We start from the raw sequence: 26,542 nt of genomic DNA, 5'->3' as shown, positions 1-26,542 counted from the left end.
CCGTTTATTTAACTTTGTCGTAGTTATCGTCCCAGTTCTTCACTTTCGGCTTGCCCAGTTTTCCAACAGATTTGGCAACCATCATAGCAACACAAGCATCACCGGTAACATTAACTACGGTTCGTAGCATATCCAATGGTCTGTCCACCGCAAAAATAAGAGCTAAGCCTATCGCCAGTTTATCTTGAGGAAAACCAATGGCTTCCAGAACAATTACCAGCATTACCATACCTGCACCAGGAACCGCTGCCGAACCTATAGAGGCCAATAAGGCGGTAAGTACAATGGTAAGCTGTCCGGAAAAGGATAAATCAAAACCTAGCGCCTGTGCGATAAAGACCGCGGCAACACCTTGATAAAGGCTTGTACCGTCCATATTTATTGTTGCGCCTACAGGAAGCACAAAGCTGGAAACCTCCTTATCTACACCAATATGCTCTTCTACCCTTTCCATAGTAACCGGTAAAGTGGCCGCACTAGAACTTGTGGAAAATGCTAAAAGCTGTGCTGGGCTCATTTTACTCAAGAAAGTCCATGGGTTGTAGCGTGTAAAAGTCCCAACTATCAAACTATAGAAAACAATCATTAAAATCAGACCAAGTGTGACTACCCCAGCATATTTTAAAAGAGCTAGCAAAAGATCCGAATCTCCGGAAGAGACCACAACGTTTGCCAAAAGTGCAAATACTGCTATGGGAGCCGTTAGCATGATCAAATCCACCATTTTCAATACCACATCATTTAGTGAATCAAAAAAATCCTTTAAGGGCTTGGCTTTTTCCTCGCCTATAAGCAACATAGAAATACCCATAAATATGGTAAAGAAAATCACCTGAAGCATTAGGCTGTTGTTGCTCAAAGCATTAAATGCATTGTCCGGAACCATATCCTCTAGAAACTGTAACGGGCCACTATCTTTTTGCCTTGAAGCTTCCTCTAGTTTGGAAGTAACTCCGCTATCATTGGAATATGTTTCGGTTAATTTGGTAATGGTATCTTCGGATATGCCTTCGCCCGGTTTGAGCAAATTGACTAAAATAAGACCTATGGATATGGCAATTACCGTAGTACCAATGTAGATGGCAATAGTTCGCAAACCAATATTCCTGAACTTTGAGATATCCTTTAAATCGGATATTCCCTTTATCAGCGAAGCTAAAATAAGCGGAATTGCAATTAGTTTTAGAAGTTTAACGAAGATGGTCCCTAAAGGGTTTATCCAATCTAGGACAAAATCTTTGCCCCAATCCACATAAGTCATTCCAAAACCAAAGAGAATACCCAAAACCATTCCGATTAGGATCCTCCAGTGTAATTCCAATTTTTGCATGCATCAAAAGTTTAAGCAAGTAATATACTGCTTTTGATTTGAAAGCAGAAAAACAACCTACAAATCGCCTTTGGATTTAATGAATTGCCAATAAATTGATTATGAATTTGCCTTAATAGTACGATTTAGCAAGCTAAAATCCGCCATTACCAATGCAGCCATAGCCTCTACAATAGGAACGGCACGTGGTACCACACATGGATCATGACGTCCTTTTCCTTTGGTCTGCACAAAATTACCTTCCTTATCTATGGTTTGATAAGGCTGAATGATAGTTGCCACAGGTTTGAACGCTACATTAAAGTAGATATCCATTCCGTTACTGATACCACCTTGTATACCTCCGCTAAAGTTGGTTTTTGTAGTACCGTCTTGATTGAACTGATCATTATGCTCGCTACCTTTCATAGCAACACCTGCAAATCCGCTTCCGTACTCAAAACCTTTTACGGCATTTATGGATAGCATAGCTTTGCCCAATTCTGCGTGAAGTTTGTCAAAAGCAGGTTCTCCTAGGCCAATAGGTACATTTTGTATCACACAGCTAATGACGCCACCAACGGTATCCCCTTCTTTACGAATATCCTTAATGTAATCTTCCATTTTGGCGGCCATTTCCGGGTCTGGACAGCGCACAGGATTCGCTTCGATTTGATTAAAGTCTAAATCTTGATACGGGGTTTCCATCTTCATGTTCCCTACTTGAGAAACATAAGCGTTTATTTTCATTTCGCTCAAAAACTGCTTGGCTATAGCCCCTGCCACTACCCTGCTGGCTGTTTCCCTTGCTGAACTACGACCACCGCCACGGTAGTCCCTAAAACCATACTTCTGATCATACACGTAATCTGCATGCGAAGGGCGGTAGGAGTCTTTGATATGTGTGTAGTCGTGAGATTTCTGATTGGTATTGTGAATAGCAAAACCAATGGGCGTTCCCGTGGTCTTTCCTTCAAAAATACCGGAATAAAACTCAACCGTATCCGGTTCTTTTCTTTGGGTAACAATAGCAGATTGCCCCGGTTTTCTTCGGTTCAGTTCATTTTGAATGGCTTCAAAATCGATTTCTATTCCTGATGGACATCCATCTAAAACGCCTCCTATTGCTACACCATGAGATTCTCCAAACGTTGAGAGTTTAAATAGGTTTCCAAAAGAGTTTCCTGCCATTCTAAAATATTAAAATTAATTGTTGCTAAACCGTATGTAGCCAAAACTATAAAACTGAACCATATATGGGGGTGCAGTGGTTTTGGCTAGCGGTAAAGATAAATCTTAAATCAATGACCGCAAAATTAGGTATTGGGTATTCACGAATAAGATGTGTATTGTGGTTCTTAATGTTTATTTAATGGTTTCAAAATCAATTGATATTGCCAATTTCACATTGGTTTTACATAGGTGTGGTTAATTTGGATATCCTTTTAAAAGTCAGAGAAAAACAACTACTCCCCTATGTTCTTTCATTGACTCCTTGGAACCCTCAAAAAGGTGTTTAACAGAGTTTATAAAATCTTGGATGAAAAAACGAAAAGTAGATATCGCTGTAATTTCGGACGTTCATTTGGGTACGTATGAATGCCACGCCGATGAGTTATTAACCTATTTGAGCAGTATTCAGCCCAAAACACTTATACTAAATGGGGATATTTTAGATATAAGACGATTCAATAAAAGTTATTTCCCTACGGAACACAGTAAGGTTTTACGAAAAATAATTACCCTGTCCATGAAGGGTACAGAGGTGTATTACATTACGGGAAACCATGATGATATGATGCGTAGATTTTCTGGGATTTCATTGGGCAACTTGCATATTGTAAATAAATTGATTCTGAATCTACATGGTAAGAAAGCCTGGTTTTTTCATGGCGATGTGTTTGATATTTCAATACGAAATGCCAAATGGTTCGCAAAATTGGGCGGATACGGATACGCACTACTCTTTTTTGCTAACCGAACATTAAACTGGTCATTGCGAAAGCGAGGAAAGGACAAATATTCCCTTTCCAAGAGAATTAAGAAAAACGGTAACAGAAGCTTAACCTATATTGCAAACTTTGAAAAGTCGGCCACGGACATTGCCATTGAAAATGGACATGACTACGTAATTTGCGGTCACATACACCAACCTAAGAAAATCAGACACGAAACGGATAAAGGTTCTTGCACCTATTTAAATTCGGGAGATTGGGTGGAAAACCTGACCGCATTGGAGTATTCCTTAAAACGGTGGAAAGTTTACCGTTACAATCACGATAAACTTTCCCCTTTTTTTATGGATGAGGAATTAAAGAACATGAACATGCAAGACTTGGTGAACTCTATTGCCGTAGCAAAGCAAAAACCTTCAAAAGAAGGCGAAGCTCCACTTGATAATTAAAGCTTTAAGCTAAAAGCGCATTCTTTAAAATGGTTACAGGGTGAAGCGCCTCCCGTTTGGTACCGTCGTAAATCTGATGCCTACAACTGGTTCCGTTTGCCGAAATAATGGTGTCTCCCGGTGATTTTCTAACCGATGGAAAAAGCTTTAGTTCACCCACCTTCATACTCACCTCATAATGCTCCTTTTCATACCCAAACGAACCAGCCATGCCACAACAACCAGAACTTATAATGGAAACCTTATAATTTTCAGGAAGGTTCAACACATCAAAAGTCACCTTTTGGTTACTCAATGATTTTTGGTGACAGTGCGCATGTATTTTTACCGTTTTGGCTTCTGTTGTAAATAAATCCGCCGTGATTTCTTTTTTCAGTATTTCCGCAGCAAGAAACTCCTCAAGAAGGTAAGTATTCATTGCTATGGCATTGGTTGTTTCTGGATCTTGAGAAAAGCGTTTGTACTCATCACGGAACGTAAGCACTGCCGAAGGCTCCAAACCAACCACTGGAATACCCTCGTCCGCAAAACTTTTTAGTTTGGGAATATTTGCCAGCGCCAGTTTTTTAGCTTGCTTCAAGAAACCTTTAGACAAGTAGGTTCTTCCGCTTTCGCCATAAAAAAGTTGTACATCATACCCCAATTTCGTTAGCACTTCAATAGCATCCTTTCCTAGCTCAACATCTAAATACTGACTAAATTCATCAATATACAAAACTAATTTTTGTTTTGTCGCAGTATATTGATTTTTAAATGATTGCAAGTATTTATCAAAATCAAATCTATAAACTTTTGGAAGACTTCTTTCTGGAGCGACACCCGAAGATTTCTTTAACAAACCTCCTAAAAATTTAGAGTCATAAACGGCATTGGTCAACCCTGGGACTTTACTGCCCAGTTTGTTCAACTTGGTGTTGTAGGCAAATAATTTGCTGCGCATGGGGTAACCGTTCGCCTCTTGATATTGATACAGAAACTCGGCTTTTAAGGTAGCTACATCTACATTACTTGGGCATTCCGTAGCACATGCTTTACAACTCAAACAAAGATCGAAAACCTCCTTTAATTCCTTTTGGTCAAAGTTGTTCTTCTTCTGACCTGTAGTTAAATATTCCCGAAGCGCGTTTGCCCTACCCCTTGTTGTATGCTGTTCATCTCGGGTAGCATGAAAACTTGGACACATGGCACCAGCGGCTTGTTCCGTTTTTCTACAGTCACCACCACCGTTACATTTCTCTGTAGCTTTTAAAATTCCTTCACTATCCGAAAAATCAAGTAAGGTTTTAATCTCAGGCTCCTGGCGGTCCACTTCATAGCGGAGCGACTCGTCCATGGGGTATGCATCAACTATTTTTCCTGGGTTAAAAATACCTTCGGGGTCAAAAAAGGATTTCACCCTTCTCAATAACTGATAGTTCTCTTCCCCGATCATGATGGGAATAAACTCCGCCCGGACAATACCATCTCCATGTTCGCCACTAAAAGAACCTTTGTATTTTTTGGTCAAATGCGCTACATCCGTAGTAATATCCCGGAACATAACCACATCATCCTTCTTCTTTAGATTCAATATGGGGCGTAAATGCAATTCTCCCGCACCTGCATGGGCATAATAGACCGCAGATTGTTTATAGCGGTCCATAATCTGGGTGAATTCACCTATAAAATCTTTTAAATCGGCCACAGCAACCGCTGTATCCTCTATACAGGCCACAGCTTTACGGTCGCCCACCATATTACCAAGTAAGCCCAGCCCCGCTTTTCGCAGCACTACGGCCTTATTTACATCATTACCTCTTAATACAGCTTCGGAATAACTAAGTCCTGAAGCTTTTACCGTACCTAGAAGTTCATTAATTTGTCTTTGCAGATCTTCTTCGGTATGCGCTTTCACCTCTAACATTAAAAGTGCTGCCGGATCACCTTCAACAAAAAACCGATTCTTTAATTGCTCCCTATTGTTTTTTGTACAATCCAGAATAACCTTATCCATCATTTCGCAAAGGTGCAGGTCGTGTTCCATTACCGGAGCAACATCGGACAAGCAGTCTTCCAAAGATTTGTAGTGCGTTACCACCATAGCGGATAGTTTAGGAGGCAACTCGTCTAACTGAAAAGTTATTTCGGTAGTAAAGGCCAACGTACCTTCGCTCCCACTTAAGAGCTTACATACATTTATTTTTTCATCGGTACCACCAAATACATTGGTATTCAATAATTCGTCTACCGCATAGCCTGTATTTCTCCTGTGGATTTCCGGTTTTGGAAACTCATTAAAAATACGTTCTTGTACTTCTTTTGGGGATAATTCTTTATAAATCTCCCTATATATAGTCCCTTCAAGGGTATTTAGACTCTTTTTTTCTTCAAACTCACTCGTGGTAAGTGCTTTGAATTCTACTTCGCTTCCATCGGATAATATAGTTTTTAGCGAAACAATTTTTTCGCGCGTAATACCGTATTTAATTGATGTTGTTCCAGAGGAATTGTTTCCTACCATTCCCCCTACCATACAACGGTTGGCCGTAGACGTATTGGGTCCAAAAAACAGACCAAAGGGTAATAAATATTGGTTCAGTTCATCACGAATTACTCCAGGTTGTACCGTTACCTGTTTGTTTTTCTCATCAAGACTAACAATTTTTGTAAAGTGTTTGGATGTATCCACAACAATACCTTCACCAACTACCTGTCCGGCCAAGGAGGTTCCTGCCGTACGAGGAATAAGCCCAACTTTATGTTGGTTTGCAAAGTGTACTAGGGTCTGGAGGTCTTTGGTCGTCTCCGGAAAAGCAACAGCTGTAGGAATTTTTCTATACACCGAAGCATCCGTAGCATATAGCGTTTTGGTTAAACTATCCGATAAAACACGACCTTGCAGTGAATTAGCTAATTCTTGAAGTAAATTTTTATTCAACGGTAAACAATTTAGAACGCTAAATTAAGTTTTTATGCTTGAAAGGCGAACGTAAAACGCCTTTTTAGAACCAAAAATCACAAGAATATGAAAAAATGGAAATTTTTATTTTTTATTTGCCTTAGCTCCACCGTACTTTCCCTTCAGGCCCAAGAAATAGCAGACAACGCCCTAGGTTTAAGGCTTGGTGACAGTGATGGGTTTGGAGCCGAAATCTCTTACCAAAGGTCCCTTGGCCGCTATACCCGTGCCGAGTTGGATCTTGGTTATCGGGACAGTCGTGAATTTGATGCCGTGAAGCTAACCGGCGTATACCAGTGGATATATGAGATTGATCAAGGGTTCAACTGGTTCTACGGAGCTGGTGGAGGTCTCGGAAGCGTAGATTTTGCCCCCGTACCCAACAGAAACAACCCTACCATTGCCGAAGACCCAGATGGCGGACTCTTTGTTTTTATTGCCGGTGATGTGGGTGTAGAATACAATCCTGACCTGCCTATTGTTGTCTCTTTGGATTTTAGGCCAGAACTGGGTTTGATAGGTTTTAAAAACTTTGATAACAAGTTTAATTTTGACATTGCCCTAGGCATTCGTTACCAGTTCTAAAAACAAAATAACCATAAAACGCTTTTAAGCTCTTGACTCGTAATGTTAAGGGCTTTTTTTTGTTCCGATATATACCTACATTTACCTGATCTTAAACAAAAAGAATGAAAAAAGTAGTATTATCAGTCTGTATCTTACTAGGTGTAATAGCCTGTAACCAAAAGCCCGAAGGGTATAACTTTAAAGGAAACATAACCGGAGAAGTTGAAAATGGAACTAAAGTGTTTCTAAGAGCTATGGGTGAAAATGGCCAACCTGTAGATATTGACACTACCACTGTTGAAAACGGAAGCTTTGTTTTTAAAGGTACTGCCGATTCTCCTGAGATGCACTATGTTTTTGTTGACAAGCTCATGGGATACACCGCGGTTATTTTAGAAAATGGCGATATAGAACTTAGTGCCCAAAAAGATAGCTTAGGTTTTGCCAAAGTAAAGGGTTCAAAGCAAAATGAGGTGTTCATGGATTACATGGACCAGTCTAAGAAAATAACGGCACAGGCACAATCTATCCAACAGGATATGCAAAAAGCCCAACAATCTGCTGATGAAGCTACAGCCAATTCACTTCGTGACGAAATGATGGAGCTTCAAGAAGAATACAAAGATTTTGAGCTTACGTATATTAAAGAACACCCAGAAGCACTTATTTCGGTTCTTTTGATCGATAGGGCTATTGGAGCACGTGCGGTAACTGCCGAAGAAGCACAAAGTTTGTATGACGGACTTTCTCCTGAAATAAAGGAAACAAAGGCGGCCGCTTTAATTACTGAAAAATTGGATGCTCAAAAGAAAGCTGAGGAAAGCCAAAAAAGTACTGCTATAGGCGCTAAGGCCCCTGCTTTTACCGCTCCTACCCCTGACGGAAAAGAATTGGCACTTGCCGATGCTTTAGGGAAAGTTACTTTAATAGATTTTTGGGCCGCTTGGTGCAAGCCATGCCGTGCCGAGAATCCTAATGTGGTAAATGTGTATAAAAAATACCATGATAAAGGGTTGAACATTATAGGTGTGTCTTTGGATAAAACGGAAGACGCTTGGAAAAAGGCCATTGCCGATGACGGCCTAACCTGGAACCAAGTTTCTAACTTGGCCTACTTTAATGACCCAATTGCCAAGTTATACAATGTAGATGCTATACCTGCCGCTTTTCTATTGGATGAAAATGGCGTAATTATAGCTAAAAACCTAAGAGGTCCCGCTTTGGAACAAAAGGTTGCAGAGTTACTGCAGTAAAATATATTTTTATATAACTAAAAAGCCCCGAACGGAAATCCGCTCGGGGCTTTTTGTATATCTACAAGTATCTTAGAACTTGTTTCTTACATCTCTAAACGTACCTATTACGGTTGCGCTTCCTAATTTTTTAACGCTACCAAATACATTTGCAACGGAGTCGTCTCCAATAAACTCAAGAGTAGCTCCATCGTTAAGAATGATATCTCCATAAACTGTTAGGTTTCCTTCAATTCTTAGTTTGGCATCCTTGTTAACGGTAATGTTCTTTCGTTTGTTGTTTCTTCCAATGTACAATGTACCGTTCATTTCAAACAAACCATTACTGTTTATATAACTGCTGTTGTTTACTGCCCAAGTTCCGCATAACAACAATGAACCGTTTACGTTAACCGAGTTAAAGTACTTAGAACCTTTAAACTCTTTGGTCTCACCTTGGTTTACGGATAAGTTGGAACTTCCGTAGTAGTATGATAATTCTGCACAACGGCTTTCTAAACTCTGATCAGGTCTGTTCAACTTTACAATTTGAAGTCCAGCTTTACCCGAAGCAGCAAAAATATAATCACCTTTAGAAGCTACATAGTTAATAGAACCATCTAAATCTACCACCCCAATAATATTGGTCTGTCCGTCTTTATCTTCCGATAAACATAGACCGGCACCACCATTGGCCATAAGTAGAACATCTTCATTAATGGCAACAGCATTGGTTACAATATTTTGAGTTTCTGTTCCCTCTGGATTTAAAAGAATTGGAATATGTTCCAGTAAATCGCCACTGGTCATATTATAAACACCAGCTCCTTTAGATCCTTCTGAAACGTATATTTTTCCACCTGAAAAATCAAGGGTTCTTTTACTATTGTCCCCAAAATCCGAACTAATGGCAATTGTTTTGCTAACCGTAAAGCTTTTGTCCATGATGCTAACACCTTGACTCGCATCTAGTACGGCAATAGTTCCGTTGTTTTGTGCTACTGAACGTAAATCGGAAAAAGAAGCATCGTTCTGTGTAGAAAGGTCCGAGATTTTATAAGACGTTAACAAACCATCTTTCCCACTCGTTACCAATACCCCATCTGAAGTTACCTTAACATCGTTTGCAGTAAAACCTTCTTGAAAACCGTAGATTAACTCTCCGCTTACATCCAATTTACCACTAGAAGCAGGTATTTTTACCACAAATGAATTTGAAGTAGCTCTAACTGATTTTTCGGAATCCACACCACCAACGGCATACACATAGCCATTAGCATAAGCTATAGAATTAATATCAGCATTGGAATAGTACAATCTAGAAGAGACTTGAGGGTTGTTAGGGTCACTAACATTTATAATGTCTATACCACCCGCATAACCGTCTTCAACAGTATTATAGGATACGTAAGCGTAATCTCCATCCACATCCACATGAGATGCGGTAAGATTTTCTGCTCCGCTATAAGAAGGTGGGTCTACTCGGGCAATAAGGGTTAATGGGTAATCTCCCGCCATTTCTTCTCCACTTTTGGAAGTTTTTCCGGTAGTACTGCCATCTTCTTTCAAAATTTCTAACACACCAGCATCATCATAAAGAATACTGTTCTCTAAAACAGACTCTTTTGCTTCAATTGAAATATTGTCTTCGGTGTCGGTAAAAACTGTAGTCTCATCGCTACAAGATGTAGCAAATGCAACAGCCGCTAATGCAGCAAGTGAAAGTCTTTTCATTATAAGTAGGTTTAAAAGCTATTAGATTTGGGTTCTAACAGAACGTAAAACTACGGTGAAGTGTATACCCAGCTCAACTATTTTCGATGAATTACCTATATAAGGGGCTTTTCTTGCCTTTTTAACGAAAATTTTATGCGTTAACTAGGAACTTTAATAAGGAAGATCGATGAACGGTAACTTATAATTTACCCATCTTGGCCATAATTAGAAGTATTATTATAGGTAATGCCAATAAGCCAACCATAAGGGGCTCGTTCACCAATAATTGGGGCATAAACAGTAGTGTGCTAACATAGCCCCCGATAGCGCCACCAAAATGAGCGGTGTGGCCAATATTGCCCAATCGGCTTTTCATCCCATAAATAGAATACAATAGGTATCCAATACCAAAAACATAGGCTGGTACCGGTAACGGTATGAACATAATGCCCAACTGCATATTAGGCTGAAGCAGTATAGCAGCGTACAGTACTCCGGTTACAGCTCCACTTGCACCTACGGCACTATAATACGGCTCGTTCTTATGAAAAAACATGGCCAATAAACTTCCGGCCAACAAACTAATAAAATAGACACCTAAAAATTTACCTGATCCAAACCAATTGACCACAACAGGTGCAAAGAAGTATAGGGTAAACATATTAAAGAAGAGGTGTGCAATGTCTACATGCAAAAAACCGGAAGTAAGCATTCGGTCTTTCTGTCCTGCCTGAATCTGGCCAATGCCAAACTTGTAACGTTCAAAAAAAGCGGTATCGTTAAATCCTTTTAAGGAGACTAAAACATTAGCAGCAATTACCACGATTGTGGCAATATCCAGGTTGTTCATAGGGTGCAGTTAATTTCGGTTCAAATATAGTTATATTTGTCTACTTAAAATGTCTTGATGCAGTTGCTTGTTTTTATTTTAGTATATCCATTGCTGTGGATAATTTCTATACTTCCCTATCGCCTTTTTTACGGATTTTCGGATTTTGTATTCTTTTGGGTCTATCGTGTTGTGGGCTATAGAAAGAACGTGGTACAGCAAAACTTGGAGTTGGTCTTTCCTGACAAAACGGAATCAGAAATAAAGGACATACAGAAAAAGTTTTACCACCATATGTGCGATATGTTCCTGGAAATGGTAAAAACCATGAGTCTTTCCAAAGCGGCAGTTAAAAAGCGCTATGATGTTCAGAATATTGAAGTTCTACAAGAAATTGAAAAGGAAAAAAGCATATTGGTTGTTTGTTCGCATTACGCGAACTGGGAGTGGAACGTTAGCATGAACAATTATGTCAACTCCAAAGGTTATGCAGTTTACCAAAAAATAAGCAACACCTATTTTGACCGATGGGTAAAAAAAGTCCGTGCGCGTTGGAACACAACACTTATTACCAAAGAGGAAACGGCCAAAACCGTATTGGTCAACTATAAAAACAACATAAAGGGAATTTTTGGTATGGTAAGCGACCAATCTCCACAACGTAGCCGCGCGCATTATTGGACCGAATTTATGGGCGTAAAAGTGCCAGTGATTAACGGTGCGGAAACTTTAGCCCGAAAAATGGATTTGGCCGTAGTTTTTTTAAAAGTGTCCAAAGTTAAAAGAGGCTATTACAAAGCGGAATTAATACCTATTACCACTTCAGGAGCCTCTACCGAAAAAAATGAAATAACGGATACCTTTTTAAGACTCGCCGAGCAACAGATAAAAGAACAACCGGAATACTACTTGTGGACACATAGACGCTGGAAACACAGAAATAGTGTTCCTGTGGAGTTTCAGTAATCCTCTCCCTTCGACTGCGCACCGGAAGTTGTTACTTCAACTGAGAGAGAAACTTTTTGGCCGGCTGTGCTCAAAAAGGTGTTACTCATTAATATGAATTATATAAAACAGGATTGTGCTGAGTAATACAAGGCTTATAGAAGACTAGCTCCGGGGAAAATATTTCTTGATTAAACGTAAAAACGCTCGAAATGAAAATGAGAAAAAACTCAATCATTCCGAGCGTTTTATTATGAAGCACCATCCTTAGGCTGCGCTCAGGAAGGTGCGGATTTTATAAACCGGCTACAGTTTTTATCTCTCCAATTATACGATCGGCAAGTTCGTCTGCTTGAGACTGACTTTTAGCTTCGGTATAAATACGGATAATTGGTTCTGTATTTGATTTTCTAAGGTGTACCCAATTTTCGGCAAAATCTATTTTTACACCATCAATGGTAGATATTTCTTCGTTTTTATACTTTTCGGCCATGGCCTTAAGAATACCGTCTACATCTAGACCCGGTGTTAACTGTATTTTCTTTTTGCTCATAAAGTACGAAGGGTAACTTGCGCGAAGTTCTGCAACCGTTCCACCTTTTTCGGCCATAAGCATTAAGAATAAAGCGGTACCCACCAAAGAATCACGCCCGTAGTGACTCTCAGGATAAATGATACCCCCGTTACCTTCACCACCAATAATGGCGTTGTTCGCTTTCATTTTCGTAACCACATTAACCTCGCCCACTGCTGCAGCTTCATAAGTGCCGCCATGCTTTTGGGTAATGTCCCGTAATGCACGTGAAGAAGAAAGGTTAGAAACCGTGTTTCCTTTGGTCTTGCCCAAAACGTAATCTGCACAGGCCACTAAGGTGTATTCTTCACCAAACATTTCGCCTGTATTATCAATAAAAGCCAAACGGTCTACATCTGGGTCTACCACGATACCAAAATCGGCTTTTTCTTTCACCACCAATTCACAAATATCCCCTAAATGCTCTTTTAAAGGCTCTGGGTTATGCGGAAAATGACCTGTTGGATCACAATATAGTTTTACAACTTCAACACCAAGTTCTTCCAGTAGTTTTGGAATGGCAATTCCCCCAGTGGAGTTTACCCCGTCTACTACTACCTTAAATTTTGCTTTGCGAATAGTATCTGCATCTACCAAAGATAAATCTAGAACTTCGTCAATATGAATGTCTATGTATGAATCGTTTTTGGTAATACTCCCTAGGTCATCAACCTCGGAGAAATCAAAATCTTCCTTTTCGGCTATATCCAAAATTTTAGCACCTTGGGCCGCATCTAAAAACTCCCCTTTTTCATTAAGAAGTTTAAGGGCGTTCCATTGTTTTGGATTGTGGCTGGCGGTTAAAATAATTCCACCATCGGCTTTTTCCAAAGGCACTGCTATTTCCACCGTAGGTGTAGTGGACAAATCTAAATCAACAACATCTATTGCAAGACCTACTAAAGTAGATACTACAAGGTTTTGGATCATTTCACCTGAAAGGCGGGCATCTCTACCAATAACTACTTTTAATTTTTCTTTTTTAGAATACGCTTTTAACCAAATACCATATGCTGCAGCAAATTTAACCGCATCTATAGGGGTTAAGTTATCTCCCGGGCTACCTCCAATAGTGCCTCGTATACCTGAAATCGATTTTATTAATGTCATATTTTTTAAAATAGTTTCTGCAAATATACAGGTCTAAGGCCAATACTATGTTTGCAATTTGTAAATTCGAGCTTATGAACTTTTTAGCACACATTTATCTCTCTTTTGACGACCCAGAAATTACTTTGGGAAATTTTATTGCGGACAGTATACGGGGCAACAAATTTAAGCACCTGCCGGAAAGGGTTCAAAAGGGAATTCTATTGCACCGGGAAATTGATACGTTTACGGATACACATGAAATTCCTAAAATTAGTAGCAAGCGTTTACATAAAAACTACAGCCACTATAGTCGGGTGATCGTAGATATTTTTTACGACCATTACCTTGCCAAGAACTGGAGTACATATAGTAAAACACCTTTGGATGCCTATGTTGAGAATTTCTATGATCTACTGGAGGACAATTACCCTATTCTACCGGTGGGCGTACAACGCATGATGCCTTATATGATTTCGGATAATTGGATATACAACTATTCCAAAATGGAGGGAATAGCAAAGGTATTGAAAGGCATGAACCGTAGGACCAATAATAAATCCAAAATGAATTTTGCTATTCTGGATCTAGAGGAACATTATGAAAAGTTTGAAGAAGAGTTTGCTGCTTTTTTTGATGAACTCATGGTGTTTTCAAAACAAAAATTTATTTCACTTTAATATCAAGGCAGATAGAAATTAATAAAAAAAAGTACAATCCTTTAAACCGACCGCGTATGAAACCAACACGTCTAATTCTATTGAAGACCCTTGTTCTCCTTCTTTTTGTCAATTGTAAAACCGAACCTCCAAAACCGGCAAAACCCACGGGTGTAGTCGCTGAGAAGGCTATGGTAGTTTCTGCTCGCGAAGAGGCGTCTACCATAGGTGCTACAATTTTAAAACAAGGAGGAAATGCTTTTGACGCCATGGTTGCTACGGAGTTGGCACTGGTAGTATCCTATCCGTTCGCCGGAAATATAGGCGGTGGTGGTTTTATGGTATATCGCAAAGCGGATGGTTCTATAGGAGCATTGGATTACCGCGAAAAAGCACCTTTATCCGCTACAAAAGATATGTATTTAGATTCTCTGGGTAATGTTATTCCGGGTATGAGTACCAAGGGCTCTACCGCAGTTGGTGTTCCCGGAACGGTAGCCGGCATTGTAGAAGTACACAAAAAGTTCGGTTCTATGTCTTTAGAAGATATCCTCGCCCCTGTAATTGCTTTGGCAGATGAAGGTGTTATCATAACCGAGAAGCAAGCCGAAAGGTTCGCCAACTATAAAGAGATAATTCTAGAGGTTAACGATAGTGTTACAACCTTCCCGATCGGCTGTAAAGCTGGCGATTTGGTAAAATACTCTGCATTGGCAAATACACTCAGACGTATTGCTAAAGATGGCAGGGACGGTTTCTACAAAGGGGAAACCGCAAAAATATTGGCGTCTTTTATTCAGGGAAAAGGTGGATTTGTCACCGAAGAGGATTTGGAGCAATATGAGGCCCGCTGGCGCGAACCTGTCGTTTTTGATTACAAAGACCTTCACATTATATCTATGAGTCCGCCTAGCAGCGGAGGTATGACCATCAACCAAATTTTGAGGATGATGGAACCGTATGACGTTGCCAAATTTGGGCACAATTCCGAAAAGACCGTTCAATTGTTCACAGAAGCTGCGCGCCGTGCCTATGCTGACCGAAATTACTGGTTGGGCGACCCTGATTTTGTGAGCATCCCAATGGACCAACTTTTAAGTCCCGAATATCTGGATGAACGTATGGCCGATTTTTCTTTTGATAAAGCAACAAAATCCGAGGACATTCGTGAAGGGAACTTTCAAATGGCCGAAAGTATGGAAACTACCCACTACTCCATTGTAGATGCGGAGGGCAATGCGGTTTCCGTAACTACCACTTTAAACGGAGCATATGGTTCAAAGCTGTATTGTGATGAACTTGGCTTTTTCTTGAACAATGAAATGGACGATTTTAGTGCCAAGGCCGGTGTACCCAATATGTTCGGTCTGGTTGGTGCCGAGGCCAATGCCATTGCACCGGGTAAGCGTATGCTGAGCAGTATGACCCCTACCATTGTAGAAAAGGACGGTAAACTTTGGATGGTAGTTGGTACGCCCGGAGGTTCTACAATAATTACTGCAGTGGCCCAAACCATTCTAAACGGATATGAGTTTAATATGAGCATGCAAGAGGCGGTAAACGCCCCTCGTTTTCACCACCAATGGTTACCGGATGTGGTTATTTTTGAGCCCGAAGGCTTTTCGGAAGAACTTAAAGAGAATTTAAAAACTAAAGGTTACCATATTAATGAAGACCGTACCCCTATAATTGGAAAAGTAGATGCCATACGTGTATTGCCCGATGGAACTTTAGAAGGCGGAGCGGATAAACGAGGTGATGATACCGCCGTAGGATTTTAGAGCATTTAGATGATAAAAAGAATATTGAAGGTTGTGGGGAAGGGAATCTTAATCCTTTCCGCCGTTTTGCTTATTAGTTTTGGAATTGTTTATTTAATCTATAACGAACCTCTACCAAAAGGGATTCCCGGTACAGAGGCCGATGCCTTGGCCGAAAAAATGCTAAAGGCTGCTAATAACGAAGCGTATAGGAACACCAACTATTTAGAATGGAGTTTTGCCAATGGTGCACATTCCTATAAGTGGGACAAGATAAACGGAGAGGTGGATGTAGAATGGGATGCCTATCGCATACTTTTGAACCTAAAATACCCGAACAGAAGCAAGGTGTTTGAAAATGAAGCCGAGGTTATTGGCAACTCCCGAAAAGAACTTATTACCAAGGCCGAAGGTTATTTCAATAATGATTCCTTTTGGTTAGTGGCCCCGTTTAAAGTTTTTGACCAAGGCACACAACGTAGTGTGGTAAACTTGGAAGACGGTACCAAAGCACTAATGATTACCTATTCTTCTGGCGGTAGTACGCCAGGAGATTCCTATCTCTGGCATTTAGGCCCTAACGGACTACCAGAAAGTTACCAAATGTGGGTAAGCATTATTCCCATAGGCGGACTCCAAGCTACTTGGGACGATTGGAAAATTATGGAAACCGGCGCTTTCTTGCCCACCTCCCACAAGCTTGGACCAATAACTTTGGACATGGGCGAAGTTCGTGGATACAATGATTAAAATCTCAACTATTTAAGAACCCGATTTTATAGGTTTTTCCACCAGTTGGGATAAGTAGTAACGGAATCGGTAACAATAATTTCTTGGCCAATTTTTGGGGCAATTACCTTAACTTTCAATTCTAACGCCTTTTTCTGTACCCGCCTTATGGGGTCTTTCCAATCATGGAGCGCCAATTTAAAACCGGCCCAATGTATGGGCATGATTTTTTTGGCATTAATATCCAAACCTGCCTGTGCCGTTTCCTCGGGCATCATATGTATATCCGGCCACAGCTCATTGTATTGTCCACATTCCATTAAGGCCAGATCAAACGGTCCGTACAAGTTCCCTATTTGCTTAAAATGCGATGCATAACCGCTGTCACCACTAAAATAGACGTTTTCTGAACGGGATTTCACGACCCAAGAGCTCCATAAGGTGCTTTGCCCGTTACTCAACTTTCTGCCGGAAAAGTGTTGTGCCGGTGTGCAGGCCAAAGTTATATTGCCCAATTCTTTTTCTTGCCACCAGTCCATCTCCGTTATCTTGTCTGCTGAAATTCCCCATGCTTCCAAGTGAACCCCTAGCCCAAGTGGTACAAAATAGTGATCAGTTTTATCCTTTATCGCTAAAATGGTCTCATAATCCAAATGGTCATAATGGTCATGGGAGAAAATGACCGCATCAATGGTGGGCAACTTTTGTACGTCCAAAGGCATTTCTCTATTAAAGCGCTCATCTCCCAGCCATGGGTGTGGCGCAGGAACCATACCGAACATGGGATCCAGAAGAATGTTCTTGCCCTCCATTTGCAACAAAAATGAGGAATGTCCAAACCACACTAATCTGGCTTTACTCCTATAATCGGCTACTTGGACGGAATCTAGTTTCTCAACTTTTAAATCTTCCTTAGGTCTGCCATTTGGAACGTTGGCCGTAAAAAAGGTATAAGCAAGACTCAAGGTTTCCCCTAGGCTTAAATCTTTTGGAACGGCTTTGACATTAATGAACTTTCCGTCTTTAAACTGATTTGAGTTCTCGTACACCACTTGCCTTTCTTGGCCAACATCACCACCAAAACTTGGATAAAAACTATTGAACAATAGGTATGCAATTACCAATACGCCAATTCCTATAAGAACTGCAAATACTACCTTCTTCAAAATTTTTATCAGCATATTGAATCAAACATTTTTGCAAAAATAGGGTTTGCCCGAAATATAATGGATATAGACAGCCCTTTATAAAAGAAATGTTCATTGAAAAAGAACGTATCTAGGCGGCGTAAGTCCATTTAAACGTATAGAAACAAGCATTTGTGCTCTGTGATGGGTGATGTGATCTGCAAGCAACATCAAAATTTGCCGTTTATTCCTATTAAGACCAAAGTAGTCCAAATGGTCATCTAATTGAGTGGTATCAAACTCACCTATTAACTTAATGGTTTCATCAAATGTGCTATTAATTAGTGCTATCATTTCAGCTTTGGACTTTGAACTCACTTTAAAAATGGTGTCCGTTTGCCAGTCTCTGGATGCCCTGCCTCCTAACAAAGATTGACTGTGCCAATCCATGGCATAGCCAATATGCAGCAAATTCTCTGCAAAACTTAGGGATTCCGGTGTGGCCTTAAAACTATACTTGTCTTCCGGCATGGTTTCCGCTACCAGAACTATGTATTTACGTGAATTTTCCAACCGTTCCAAATAGTCATTTATATAGCTGTCTCCTTGCGCGAAAAGAGGTGGTGTTGCCAGACCAAAGAATATTAAGACCGCACAAATCATCAGGTTTTTCATGGTTTTTTGTTTTTTAATAATTCAACCCGGTACTTTACCATTCGTATGATAAGTTCTTTGGGTAAAGGTTTATTTAATGGAAACTGAACAGAACCTTTAGCACGTTTGTATTCGGTCAATTCCGAGTCAAATTTTTCTATGGTTGTCGGGTGCGGATAAAACCCCACGTGCTTCTTATAGCCCGCAATCATAATCTGTTGTTCACGCTTCCCATTTTCGACTAAAGCATAAGCCGGAATGTTGTAGTTAAGCAATTCCGTTGCTTTGGGTTCTGCTTTTAGAATACAGGCTTTTAGTTCCAAAAGCATGTTTTTTACGTTCTGCGGTTGAGCGTCAAAATATGCATCCACATTTTTAAATTCTACTATTTCACTCATTTGTAGTCTTGTTTTATGACTTATCAATGCTCTGTAGAATGGTTACTGGTGTCGTACACAGTTATTAATTCAGTTTAGAGGTATATTCGCCTAACTTTTTCCAGATATCATAAAATTGACCTGGCCCCTTCTCATCATCACTATTTGTATTTCGTATTAAATACCTACCTGTTTTGGTTTCTTTATCAAAAAACATAAATGATACGACTCCTGCGTCTCCTCCCGTATGGCCAATATACCCTTTGGCGCTAAAGCCCATAAAAATACCAGTGTTATATTCATCGTTATAGGGGTTTTGCTCATTTCGTTTATCAAAGTTTTCTTCGCTTAAATACTGAGTAAATAAGGTTTCATAGTTTTTTTTGTTGAGCAAAGTGCCATTGCCTGTATATCCTTTAATTAATTCTGTTAGATATTTTGCCATATCATTACTTGAAGCTATAAGCATTCCGTCTGGATAAGTTATGGCCGTATAAAAAGGTAATGGTACATCTAAATCATAATATAACCTAGAGTGTTTGGTTACATCAACTTCATCTAAAGACCATCCTGATGAGTTCATTTCTAAGGGTTGGAGTATGTATTTCTTCGTAAATTCATTAAACGGTATTCCTGTAGATTTTTCAATAATTAAGGCCGTTAGTGTAGCTCCAATATTAGAATACTCAAATTTCTCTCCTGGTATGTGCTTTAAAAAACCATTTTCTTTATCATAATATTTGCCCTCAACCGTAAGAATTTCTTTTAAAAAACTCTCCATTGATATTTCTGAAGTTGAAGGATTTAAACGTTGGTAAGGATAATTTTCATAAACTTTGGATAAATCTTGATTAGGTGTGATTATCCAAGCATTTTCCATATAATGTTTTGTATCTACAATTGTTGAAGTATGTGTAGCTAAATGTTGTATGGTAATCTTTTCATTGGGGTAATTAGGATTTAAAACATTAAATGAGATGTATTTATCTATAGGATCATTTAAGTTTAATTTGCCCAATTCATGCGCTTTCATTAATGCTACCCCAATTAAGGTTTTAGAAATAGAAGCTATATGTTGTACTGTATTTTCTGTGTAAGCAATCTGATTTGCTTTATCGGCCCACCCAAATCCATTGCTATACAAAGTTCCTTTTTCATTAACTATAGCGACTCCAAAACCGTTTGTGAGCCCTTCTGCATAAATATTCTCCAATTCAGTTGTTAGAGAATCTCTAACTACTTGCATAGAATCTAACAACTCATTGATTTGACGTTTTTTTTGATTGCAAGAAATACAAATGTTTATTCCTACAATTAGTATTATTATTTTTTTCATTTTTTTAAGTCCAACAATTTTAATGCTTTGTGGTAGTTCTCAATTCTTGATTGTGCATTTCCGTCAATTAATAAGATGACCATTAACATGGAAAGAGTTGTAATACTAATGGCTCTCCAAGTTGGTGTATTATTACATAGAATTAATAATGCTGCTATGATGATTAATATTGGAACTACTTTAAATACCACTACAAATTGCTTAATAGTGGATTCAGAACGTTCAATTTCTGACTTATAGAAAGCAGTTTTATCGGTATTAAAATCCTTTTCAAATTGTTTAACTCTTTTAATATTAGCGTAGTTAGTACCGCTGCCAATTATTAACAGTAATATGCCTGCTACTAATGTTGGAATGATATAAGCCTTTGCTAAATCTGTTTTTCCTAATTGCCAAAATCCAGCACTTGCTATTAAAAAGCCAATCGCGAAGAAAATAAAGAAACGCGTTGAGAATACTTCGGCTTTTGCCCATTCTATTGCTAGTTTTAATAGGTCCATAGTTTCATTTTTCCAATAGCCCAACGTTATACATTTCCCAAGAATAATGTTCGGTCAGGTTTTCATTCTATATAATTTAAAAATATCGATTTCGAATTTACCTTAGCTTAAGTTTTTACGTTCAAACCAATCCACATTAATCAACTTCAACATCAATTAGAGTTTATTTAATCAACTTTTTCATCATCAAAAACTACTTCTCCTCCAATAACTGTCATAGCGACCTTAGTTTCTAAGATTTGATTTTCCGGAATTGTCATTATATTTTTGTTAAGTATGGTGAAATCTGCCCATTTTCCAACTTCTATACTCCCTTTGTCATTTTCTTGAAATGCAGCGTAAGCGGCATCCAATGTATAAGATCTGAGCGCTTGATTCCTAGTCATTTTCTGTAGTGGTTCATAACCACCATCAGGCATGCCTTTTAGAGTTTTTCTGGATACTGACGCATAAAAGCCAGCCATAGGATTAATGGGTTCTACAGGCGCATCGGTTCCGTTCACAATCTTTGCTCCAGACTTTAATAAGGTCTGCCATATATAGGCACCTTCCGTAATACGTTTCTCTCCTAGACGATCAATGGCCCAAGGTCTATCCGATGACATATGGATAGCCTGCATTGCAAGAATAACATCCAATTCCGCAACCCTAAGAATGTCCGCTGGATCAAAATGTTGGGCATGCTCTATTCTAAATCTTGCGTCTTTTGGACTATTTGTAGATTCAGTCTTAAATGCGCTCTCATAAATATCCAAAACCTCACGAGTTGCCCTGTCTCCTATGGCATGTATACCCACTTGAAAACCATTTTTGTAGGCATTATTGACAATTTTATTAATATCCTCTAACGGAGTAACATTATGACCATGCACTCCGGGTGCATCTGTATATTCTTCCAATAACCAGGCACCTCTTGAGCCTAAAGCCCCATCTGCCATTAGTTTAATGGATCTAATGGTTAGTTGATTGTCATATAAGTTCTCTTGAATACCTTTCTTAAAATAATATTCCAGAAGTTCAGGTTGTGTTCCGCGAAGCATAACATACAGCCTTAGTTTAATTAGGTTTTGTGAGGCCATTTCTTCATAAAGGTTTATCATATAGCCCCCCGAACCTGCATCATGAAATCCGGTGATACCATTTTTATAGCACTCTTCTAAAGCCACAATTATTGTTTCTTTTACATCATCCTTTGTAGGTTCAGGTAAAAACTTGAACACTAAATCTCCTGCAGTTTCATTAAGAATTCCGGTGGGTTCACCATTTGAATCTAAAACTATTTCGCCGCCATCCGGTTGAGGTGTCTTTGAATTGATACCTGCAATATCCATCGCTTTATGGTTTATAATTATGATATGTCCAGAGGCATGTACAAGAATAACAGGATGATCTGGCACGGCAGCAGATAGCAACTTATTTGTAGGATACCCATTAACTAAGGTAGGTTGTGTAATCCACTTATCATGATGCCACCCGTTAGCTATAATCCATTCTCCTTTCGGAGTATTTTTTGCTTTTTTAGCAACTTTTTCAATGGCCTCCTCATAACTCGTAGTTCCACCCAAGTCAACTTCCAATAAACTATTTCCAATACCATACAAATGGGCATGCCCCTCTATTAAACCAGGAACCATGGTCTTGCCTTTTAAATCAAAAAGTTGGGTTTTATCCCCTTTTAACTTCATGACACCTTCCTTACTTCCTACAGACAGAATTGAATCGGCTCTTACGGCCACAGCTTCCACCATTGGGCTGTTATCGTTCATGGTATAAATCTCTCCATTAAAATAAATTTGATCTGCCAATGTGCCAAGTTCACTGGTTTGTGCCTTTGAGATTACGGTAATAAGTAAAAAGAAAATAAGTAATTGCGTTGATTTCATTTTGTGTTTGTTTGGAGTCCAAGATTATTAGACTTGTTTAAAGTTTGGTTATAAATATTAAATTGTGCCTAACAGTCCGGGGGGATATTTTCCGTAAGACGCAGCCTACTGAGGGAAAGATTGCTGTGACTTCTAGAGTATATGACAGTTGTATGTGGTTGTCTAAAGTAGGTAGTAAAGTTGATAAAAGCAATAGAGCCCTATTTAAAATAGCGGCATACGCGGACCGTTTTGTGAAATGGGTGCTACAGGAGACGCGAAAAAGAAGCTATTTATGCCGTATGTGTTTTTTTTGCAGCGGAGTAACATGGCCTTTTGGTCATCTCCCTAACGGTTAGCATAAGTATAGTTGCCGACTGCGTGGCACTTACCTTTCAAGTTACAAGAAAGTTGAAGCGGACTACAAACTTTGAATTTACTACTATTTAGGCTATTATTTTAATACATTATCTCCAAGGGTTAATCCCATCATTTGGCTGAATAGTTATTTGGATAACGGATATCTATCCTTTTTTTATAGGTCAGGCTACGCCAAATCCATTCCAAGGGGCCAAATTTGAAATGTTTTAACCAGATATGGCTAAGAATAATTTGCGAAACTAAAACAAGAATGGCAATACCTGATGTATGCAGTAAACCAATTTTACCAATTAAGTTAAATCCAAAATTGTAAAATATAATTATCATGATCAAAGTCTGAAACAGGTAATTGCTCAGAGCCATTCTCCCCACAGGAATTAAATATTTAAATGCTCTTTTACCTATAGAAGTTTCAACAATTTTAGATATAGAAGTTATATAGAAAATGCACATAAATATTTGGCCGGCTAATACTAAGAACTTATAAAGCATATTTAATGGAGTTGATGGGAACATATAGGAACTTCCACCAATTATTTTAGCTGAAAAAGTAGCCAAAAGACCTACGATTAAACTGGTTATTACTAATGATGATTTTGTTTTTTTTGTAAACAATTCAATTGAAGCGAAATAGTAACCAAGAAGAAAAATTCCAAGGAATTTAAAATACCCCCCTGATGGAATATAACCTAAGAATTTCCAGACAAGATTATGAATGTTTAAAAAGAATAGGTCTACAATTGAACCATTCTGGAATGTACGTATAACTGCTTCAACGGTCATATCCGGATATTGAACATGTGCCAGGGCAGCCGTTTTTTCAGGACTAGCAGAACTTAAAGCCTCGGAAAATGGCAAAAGACATAAATCGATTAAAAGTGGAAATAGCAGGAAAAATATCGACCAGAGAATAAGATTTTTCGACTTGACATTCCGGAATAAAATGAGGATAAAACCAAATATCGAATAGACAAGTAAAATGTCTCCAAACCAAATTAAACTGTGCAAAAATCCTATCAACAACAGAAAAAATAGTCTTCTTCTATATGTTTTTAAAAAATTAATGGAATCTTCTTTGTTCTTTTCATATTGAATATAGAACCCTACGGCAAAAAGAAGTGAGAAGAGGGTGTAAAACTTTCCTGTGACTATGACATCTAAAAACGAATATAATTTTTCATCCAATTGAAAGTCAGTTATTTGTTCAAGGTCATCAAAGGGCATAAAAACGTATCCGCTAAAAAATCCCATGTTCATGAAAATGATTCCAAGTAAAGCGAAACCCCTTAGGATGTCCAGAATTTCAATTCTTTGTTTAGGTTCTATTGGTTGGTTAGAGGTCATTGGTTCAATATTTTATTTGAGAGAAACTATATTCTTGGCAAAACTTTCAATAACGTGATTTTGACCTTAATGCAAGGTAACAGTCCGGGGGGATATTTTCCGTAAGACGCAGCCTACCGAGGGAAGGATTGCTGTGACTTCTAGAGTATATGACAGTTGTATGTGGTTGTCTAAAGTAGGTAGTAAAGTTGATAAAAGCAATAGAGCCCTATTTAAAATAGCGGCATACGCGGACCGTTTTGGAAAATAAGTGCTACGGGAGTCGTGAAAAAGAGGCTATTTATGCAGTGTATTTTTTTTGCAGTGGAGTAACATGCCTTTAGGTCATCTCCTTCAATGTTTTAGCTGTGAACAGTTAGGGGAACGCGGTCTGCGACAGCAGCGGGCTGGTGGCGCGCTGGCCATTTTACGTCTAAGTAATAAAATTAAAACCTATTGTTTAGTTCTATTTTTCTTGTCAAAGCTAAATCCATACGATGCAATGACTGGGTAAATATACATAGACCTCAGAGTTCAAAGCCCGTATTTTTTATAGGTTTTGTTGTGCTTTCGTTATTTCCGCTCGCAATTCATTTCTGATATTTACCCATTCCGTTTTGTCCGTCAATTCGAGTATAACAGAACATTCAGTTTTAATAACACTTAAAATATGCAAATACCATTCTAAATAACTCCAGTCCGTTGGTTTTGGCGAGTAAAGAGTTTTTTTGTCCTTATCCCAATGAACTTCAGTTGCCGACCGGTAAATCATTGGATAAGTTGTTGAATAAGGTCTAATGTTTAATTTACCTTTCTCATCAATTTCAACGAATAATATTTTATCTCTACACATTATTCCTTGAACTTATACGAAATATGCAGAGTTGCTAAATTCATCGACTCCAACGTATGTATAGTATTCAGATAGGCATTTACTACAAACAATTTTGTCAAATACAGGAAATCCACCATCTTTCGATTTTTGCGACAAACCAATGTTGTAATGTTTCTTCAATCCTTCATATTCTTGTTCGCTTATATTTTCCGTTTTACCTGTCCAACTATTTTCGATTTGGACTTTATAATTCAGTTTTAACTTATTTTCACAGGATAAACAATCGAAATCGTAAAATTCAATCTTGTCCTTTTTTCCTGTTACAAAATCAGGATTCTTAATATATGTTGGTTTTAAAATTTCCTCTTTCAATTTTTATAATGAAGCACAACGTTTTAGCTATGAACAGTACGGACGCAAACTTGCGTTTGCTTTCCGCCACGCACATAGCGAAATCTTTTTGGTTTTGTTTTTTCTTTTTTTGTATCAAAGCGAAATCCCAAAGATTTTGCGGGCATCATAAAAATACACAAACCCTGCGATTAAGCCCGAAGCCCGTATTGTTTATAGGTTTTGTGCCTGTTGCACAAGTTAACGAAAAAACCACATAGGGAGAACATGATCTTAACGTTGTGCGGTTAACTTTAGGTATGCAGGGAAAAAAGGAGTATCAAGAAAAGCTGTTCGCCCATTTCCAGTTGAGCGAACGTATACCGAGGAACAATTTCTACAGGCGGTTAAAGGAGGTTTTGGAACTCCGGTCCCTTTACGGTCTTACGGAAGGTTATTACGGGAACAGCGGCCAAAAGAGCATAGACCCCGTGGTCTTCTTCAAGCTCTGTCTTGTGGGTTACCTGGAGAACATTATCAGCGACCGCAAGCTTATGGCCCATTGTTCCCTGCGGTTGGACATCCTTTATTTCATAGGTTACGATATAGACGAGGAGCTTCCCTGGCACAGTACGATAAGCCGTACGCGCCAACTGTTCCCGGAAAGTGTATTCGAGGAAGTCTTCACCAAGGTGTTAAGTATGTGCGTTGAGAAGGGCATGGTGAGCGGCCATACCCAGGCCATAGATTCCGCACCTGTAAAGGCGAATGCGAGTATGGACACCTTGGAGCTGAAAGTTCCGGAGGAGGAACTGGACGAACACCTGCGAAAGGTACGTGTGCTGAGCGCAATGGACAAAGGGGAACCGCACCGCAAGAGCAAGAACGACAGATCGGACAAAGGCCAGCGGAGCGTTACGGCGGGCAAGAACGAACTGGCGGCTATAAAGGGCAGGAACAAAAAATGGGCGAAGGACCAGGACCAACGCCCGGGGGCGAAGAACAAGGGGTCCAAGTATACGAGCAACAAAACACATTACAGCCCCACGGACCCCGATGCGAGGAT

The 26,542-nt window shown here is 39.2% G+C and carries 23 protein-coding genes; 8 read left to right on the top strand and 15 right to left on the bottom strand.

Translation table 11 applies throughout. From position 1 onward, the window contains the following. Nucleotides 1-4: 4 nt before the first annotated feature. Both Q4597_RS13340 and aroC read right to left on the bottom strand, forming a co-directional pair. Nucleotides 5-1,330: a dicarboxylate/amino acid:cation symporter gene (locus Q4597_RS13340; RefSeq protein ID WP_215440446.1), complete on the bottom strand. Its 1,326-nt coding sequence runs from the start codon at nt 1,328-1,330 to the stop codon at nt 5-7. Nucleotides 1,331-1,429: 99 nt separating this feature from the next. Further along, nucleotides 1,430-2,500, bottom strand: coding sequence for a chorismate synthase (gene aroC, locus Q4597_RS13335; protein WP_303406554.1), 1,071 nt, complete (start codon nt 2,498-2,500; stop codon nt 1,430-1,432). Between the two features lie 349 nt (nt 2,501-2,849). Here aroC and Q4597_RS13330 point away from each other — a divergent pair, with 349 nt between their 5' ends. Beyond that, nucleotides 2,850-3,713 carry a UDP-2,3-diacylglucosamine diphosphatase gene (locus tag Q4597_RS13330; protein WP_215912104.1) on the top strand — a complete coding sequence of 288 codons (864 nt, stop codon included), beginning with the start codon at nt 2,850-2,852 and terminating at the stop codon, nt 3,711-3,713. Nucleotides 3,714-3,717: 4 nt separating this feature from the next. Here Q4597_RS13330 and Q4597_RS13325 read toward each other — a convergent pair whose 3' ends face one another. Next, nucleotides 3,718-6,630, bottom strand: coding sequence for an FAD-binding and (Fe-S)-binding domain-containing protein (locus tag Q4597_RS13325; protein WP_303406553.1), 2,913 nt, complete (start codon nt 6,628-6,630; stop codon nt 3,718-3,720). 87 nt (nt 6,631-6,717) lie between these two features. Between Q4597_RS13325 and Q4597_RS13320 the strand changes: the two genes are divergently transcribed. Together Q4597_RS13320 and Q4597_RS13315 are read left to right on the top strand one after the other, a co-directional pair. Then, the gene (locus Q4597_RS13320; RefSeq protein ID WP_215912106.1) at nt 6,718-7,236 is read left to right on the top strand and encodes a hypothetical protein; all 519 of its coding nucleotides are present in this window, start codon (nt 6,718-6,720) and stop codon (nt 7,234-7,236) included. A gap of 104 nt (nt 7,237-7,340) precedes the next feature. Beyond that, nucleotides 7,341-8,471: a TlpA disulfide reductase family protein gene (locus Q4597_RS13315; protein WP_303406552.1), complete on the top strand. Its 1,131-nt coding sequence runs from the start codon at nt 7,341-7,343 to the stop codon at nt 8,469-8,471. Between the two features lie 72 nt (nt 8,472-8,543). Here the strand turns inward: Q4597_RS13315 and Q4597_RS13310 are convergent, their stop codons facing one another. Further along, nucleotides 8,544-10,184: a hypothetical protein gene (locus Q4597_RS13310; protein ID WP_303406551.1), complete on the bottom strand. Its 1,641-nt coding sequence runs from the start codon at nt 10,182-10,184 to the stop codon at nt 8,544-8,546. A 181-nt stretch (nt 10,185-10,365) separates the two neighbouring features. Continuing rightward, nucleotides 10,366-11,016, bottom strand: a complete 651-nt coding sequence (locus Q4597_RS13305) for a rhomboid family intramembrane serine protease (protein ID WP_215912109.1) — start codon at nt 11,014-11,016, stop codon at nt 10,366-10,368. A gap of 57 nt (nt 11,017-11,073) precedes the next feature. Here Q4597_RS13305 and Q4597_RS13300 point away from each other — a divergent pair, with 57 nt between their 5' ends. Further along, a complete protein-coding gene (locus Q4597_RS13300; protein WP_215440454.1) occupies nt 11,074-11,961 on the top strand; it encodes a lysophospholipid acyltransferase family protein in 888 nt (295 codons plus the stop codon). A gap of 274 nt (nt 11,962-12,235) precedes the next feature. Here the strand turns inward: Q4597_RS13300 and glmM are convergent, their stop codons facing one another. After that, complete coding sequence (gene glmM / locus Q4597_RS13295; RefSeq protein WP_303406550.1) at nt 12,236-13,624, bottom strand: phosphoglucosamine mutase; 1,389 nt, start codon at nt 13,622-13,624, stop codon at nt 12,236-12,238. A 74-nt stretch (nt 13,625-13,698) separates the two neighbouring features. Between glmM and Q4597_RS13290 the strand changes: the two genes are divergently transcribed. From Q4597_RS13290 to Q4597_RS13280, 3 genes are read left to right on the top strand one after another with little or no spacing between them, the layout of a single operon-like run. Further along, on the top strand, nt 13,699-14,283 hold the full coding sequence (locus tag Q4597_RS13290) for an ACP phosphodiesterase (protein WP_215912112.1): 585 nt from the start codon (nt 13,699-13,701) through the stop codon (nt 14,281-14,283). Between the two features lie 56 nt (nt 14,284-14,339). Then, nucleotides 14,340-16,043: a gamma-glutamyltransferase gene (ggt, locus tag Q4597_RS13285; protein ID WP_303406549.1), complete on the top strand. Its 1,704-nt coding sequence runs from the start codon at nt 14,340-14,342 to the stop codon at nt 16,041-16,043. Between the two features lie 9 nt (nt 16,044-16,052). Then, on the top strand, nt 16,053-16,772 hold the full coding sequence (locus Q4597_RS13280; protein WP_303406548.1) for a hypothetical protein: 720 nt from the start codon (nt 16,053-16,055) through the stop codon (nt 16,770-16,772). Nucleotides 16,773-16,798: 26 nt separating this feature from the next. Here Q4597_RS13280 and Q4597_RS13275 read toward each other — a convergent pair whose 3' ends face one another. From Q4597_RS13275 to Q4597_RS13235, 9 genes are all read right to left on the bottom strand, one after another. Next, on the bottom strand, nt 16,799-17,917 hold the full coding sequence (locus Q4597_RS13275; RefSeq protein ID WP_368506685.1) for an MBL fold metallo-hydrolase: 1,119 nt from the start codon (nt 17,915-17,917) through the stop codon (nt 16,799-16,801). 93 nt (nt 17,918-18,010) lie between these two features. Next, nucleotides 18,011-18,553 (bottom strand): DinB family protein, encoded by a 543-nt coding sequence (locus Q4597_RS13270; protein ID WP_303406546.1) that lies wholly within the window; start codon nt 18,551-18,553, stop codon nt 18,011-18,013. Continuing rightward, nucleotides 18,550-18,930 carry an iron chaperone gene (locus Q4597_RS13265; RefSeq protein WP_303406545.1) on the bottom strand — a complete coding sequence of 127 codons (381 nt, stop codon included), beginning with the start codon at nt 18,928-18,930 and terminating at the stop codon, nt 18,550-18,552. Before Q4597_RS13265 ends, Q4597_RS13270 begins: the two co-directional genes overlap by 4 nt. A 64-nt stretch (nt 18,931-18,994) precedes the next feature. Then, a complete protein-coding gene (locus Q4597_RS13260; RefSeq protein WP_303406544.1) occupies nt 18,995-20,245 on the bottom strand; it encodes a serine hydrolase in 1,251 nt (416 codons plus the stop codon). After that, a complete protein-coding gene (locus tag Q4597_RS13255) occupies nt 20,242-20,745 on the bottom strand; it encodes a hypothetical protein (protein WP_303406543.1) in 504 nt (167 codons plus the stop codon). The genes Q4597_RS13260 and Q4597_RS13255 overlap by 4 nt, the downstream gene beginning before the upstream one ends. A 167-nt stretch (nt 20,746-20,912) precedes the next feature. After that, a complete protein-coding gene (locus Q4597_RS13250) occupies nt 20,913-22,628 on the bottom strand; it encodes an amidohydrolase (protein WP_303406542.1) in 1,716 nt (571 codons plus the stop codon). A 468-nt stretch (nt 22,629-23,096) separates the two neighbouring features. Further along, nucleotides 23,097-24,245 (bottom strand): DUF418 domain-containing protein, encoded by a 1,149-nt coding sequence (locus Q4597_RS13245; RefSeq protein ID WP_303406541.1) that lies wholly within the window; start codon nt 24,243-24,245, stop codon nt 23,097-23,099. Nucleotides 24,246-24,861: 616 nt separating this feature from the next. Then, on the bottom strand, nt 24,862-25,164 hold the full coding sequence (locus Q4597_RS13240; protein WP_303406540.1) for a hypothetical protein: 303 nt from the start codon (nt 25,162-25,164) through the stop codon (nt 24,862-24,864). A 12-nt stretch (nt 25,165-25,176) separates the two neighbouring features. Continuing rightward, nucleotides 25,177-25,518 carry a hypothetical protein gene (locus tag Q4597_RS13235; RefSeq protein ID WP_303406539.1) on the bottom strand — a complete coding sequence of 114 codons (342 nt, stop codon included), beginning with the start codon at nt 25,516-25,518 and terminating at the stop codon, nt 25,177-25,179. Between the two features lie 278 nt (nt 25,519-25,796). On the opposite strand from Q4597_RS13235, the gene Q4597_RS13230 reads away from it, so the two are divergent. Continuing rightward, the coding region (locus Q4597_RS13230; RefSeq protein ID WP_303406538.1) for a transposase at nt 25,797-26,542 on the top strand (746 nt) is incomplete at its 3' end.

Origin of the sequence: Zobellia sp. 1_MG-2023, assembly GCF_030549125.1 — a bacterium.
Lineage (GTDB): Bacteria > Bacteroidota > Bacteroidia > Flavobacteriales > Flavobacteriaceae > Zobellia > Zobellia russellii.
Note: the sequence above shows the minus strand (reverse complement) of the source record. Positions and strands in the feature narration are given on the sequence as shown.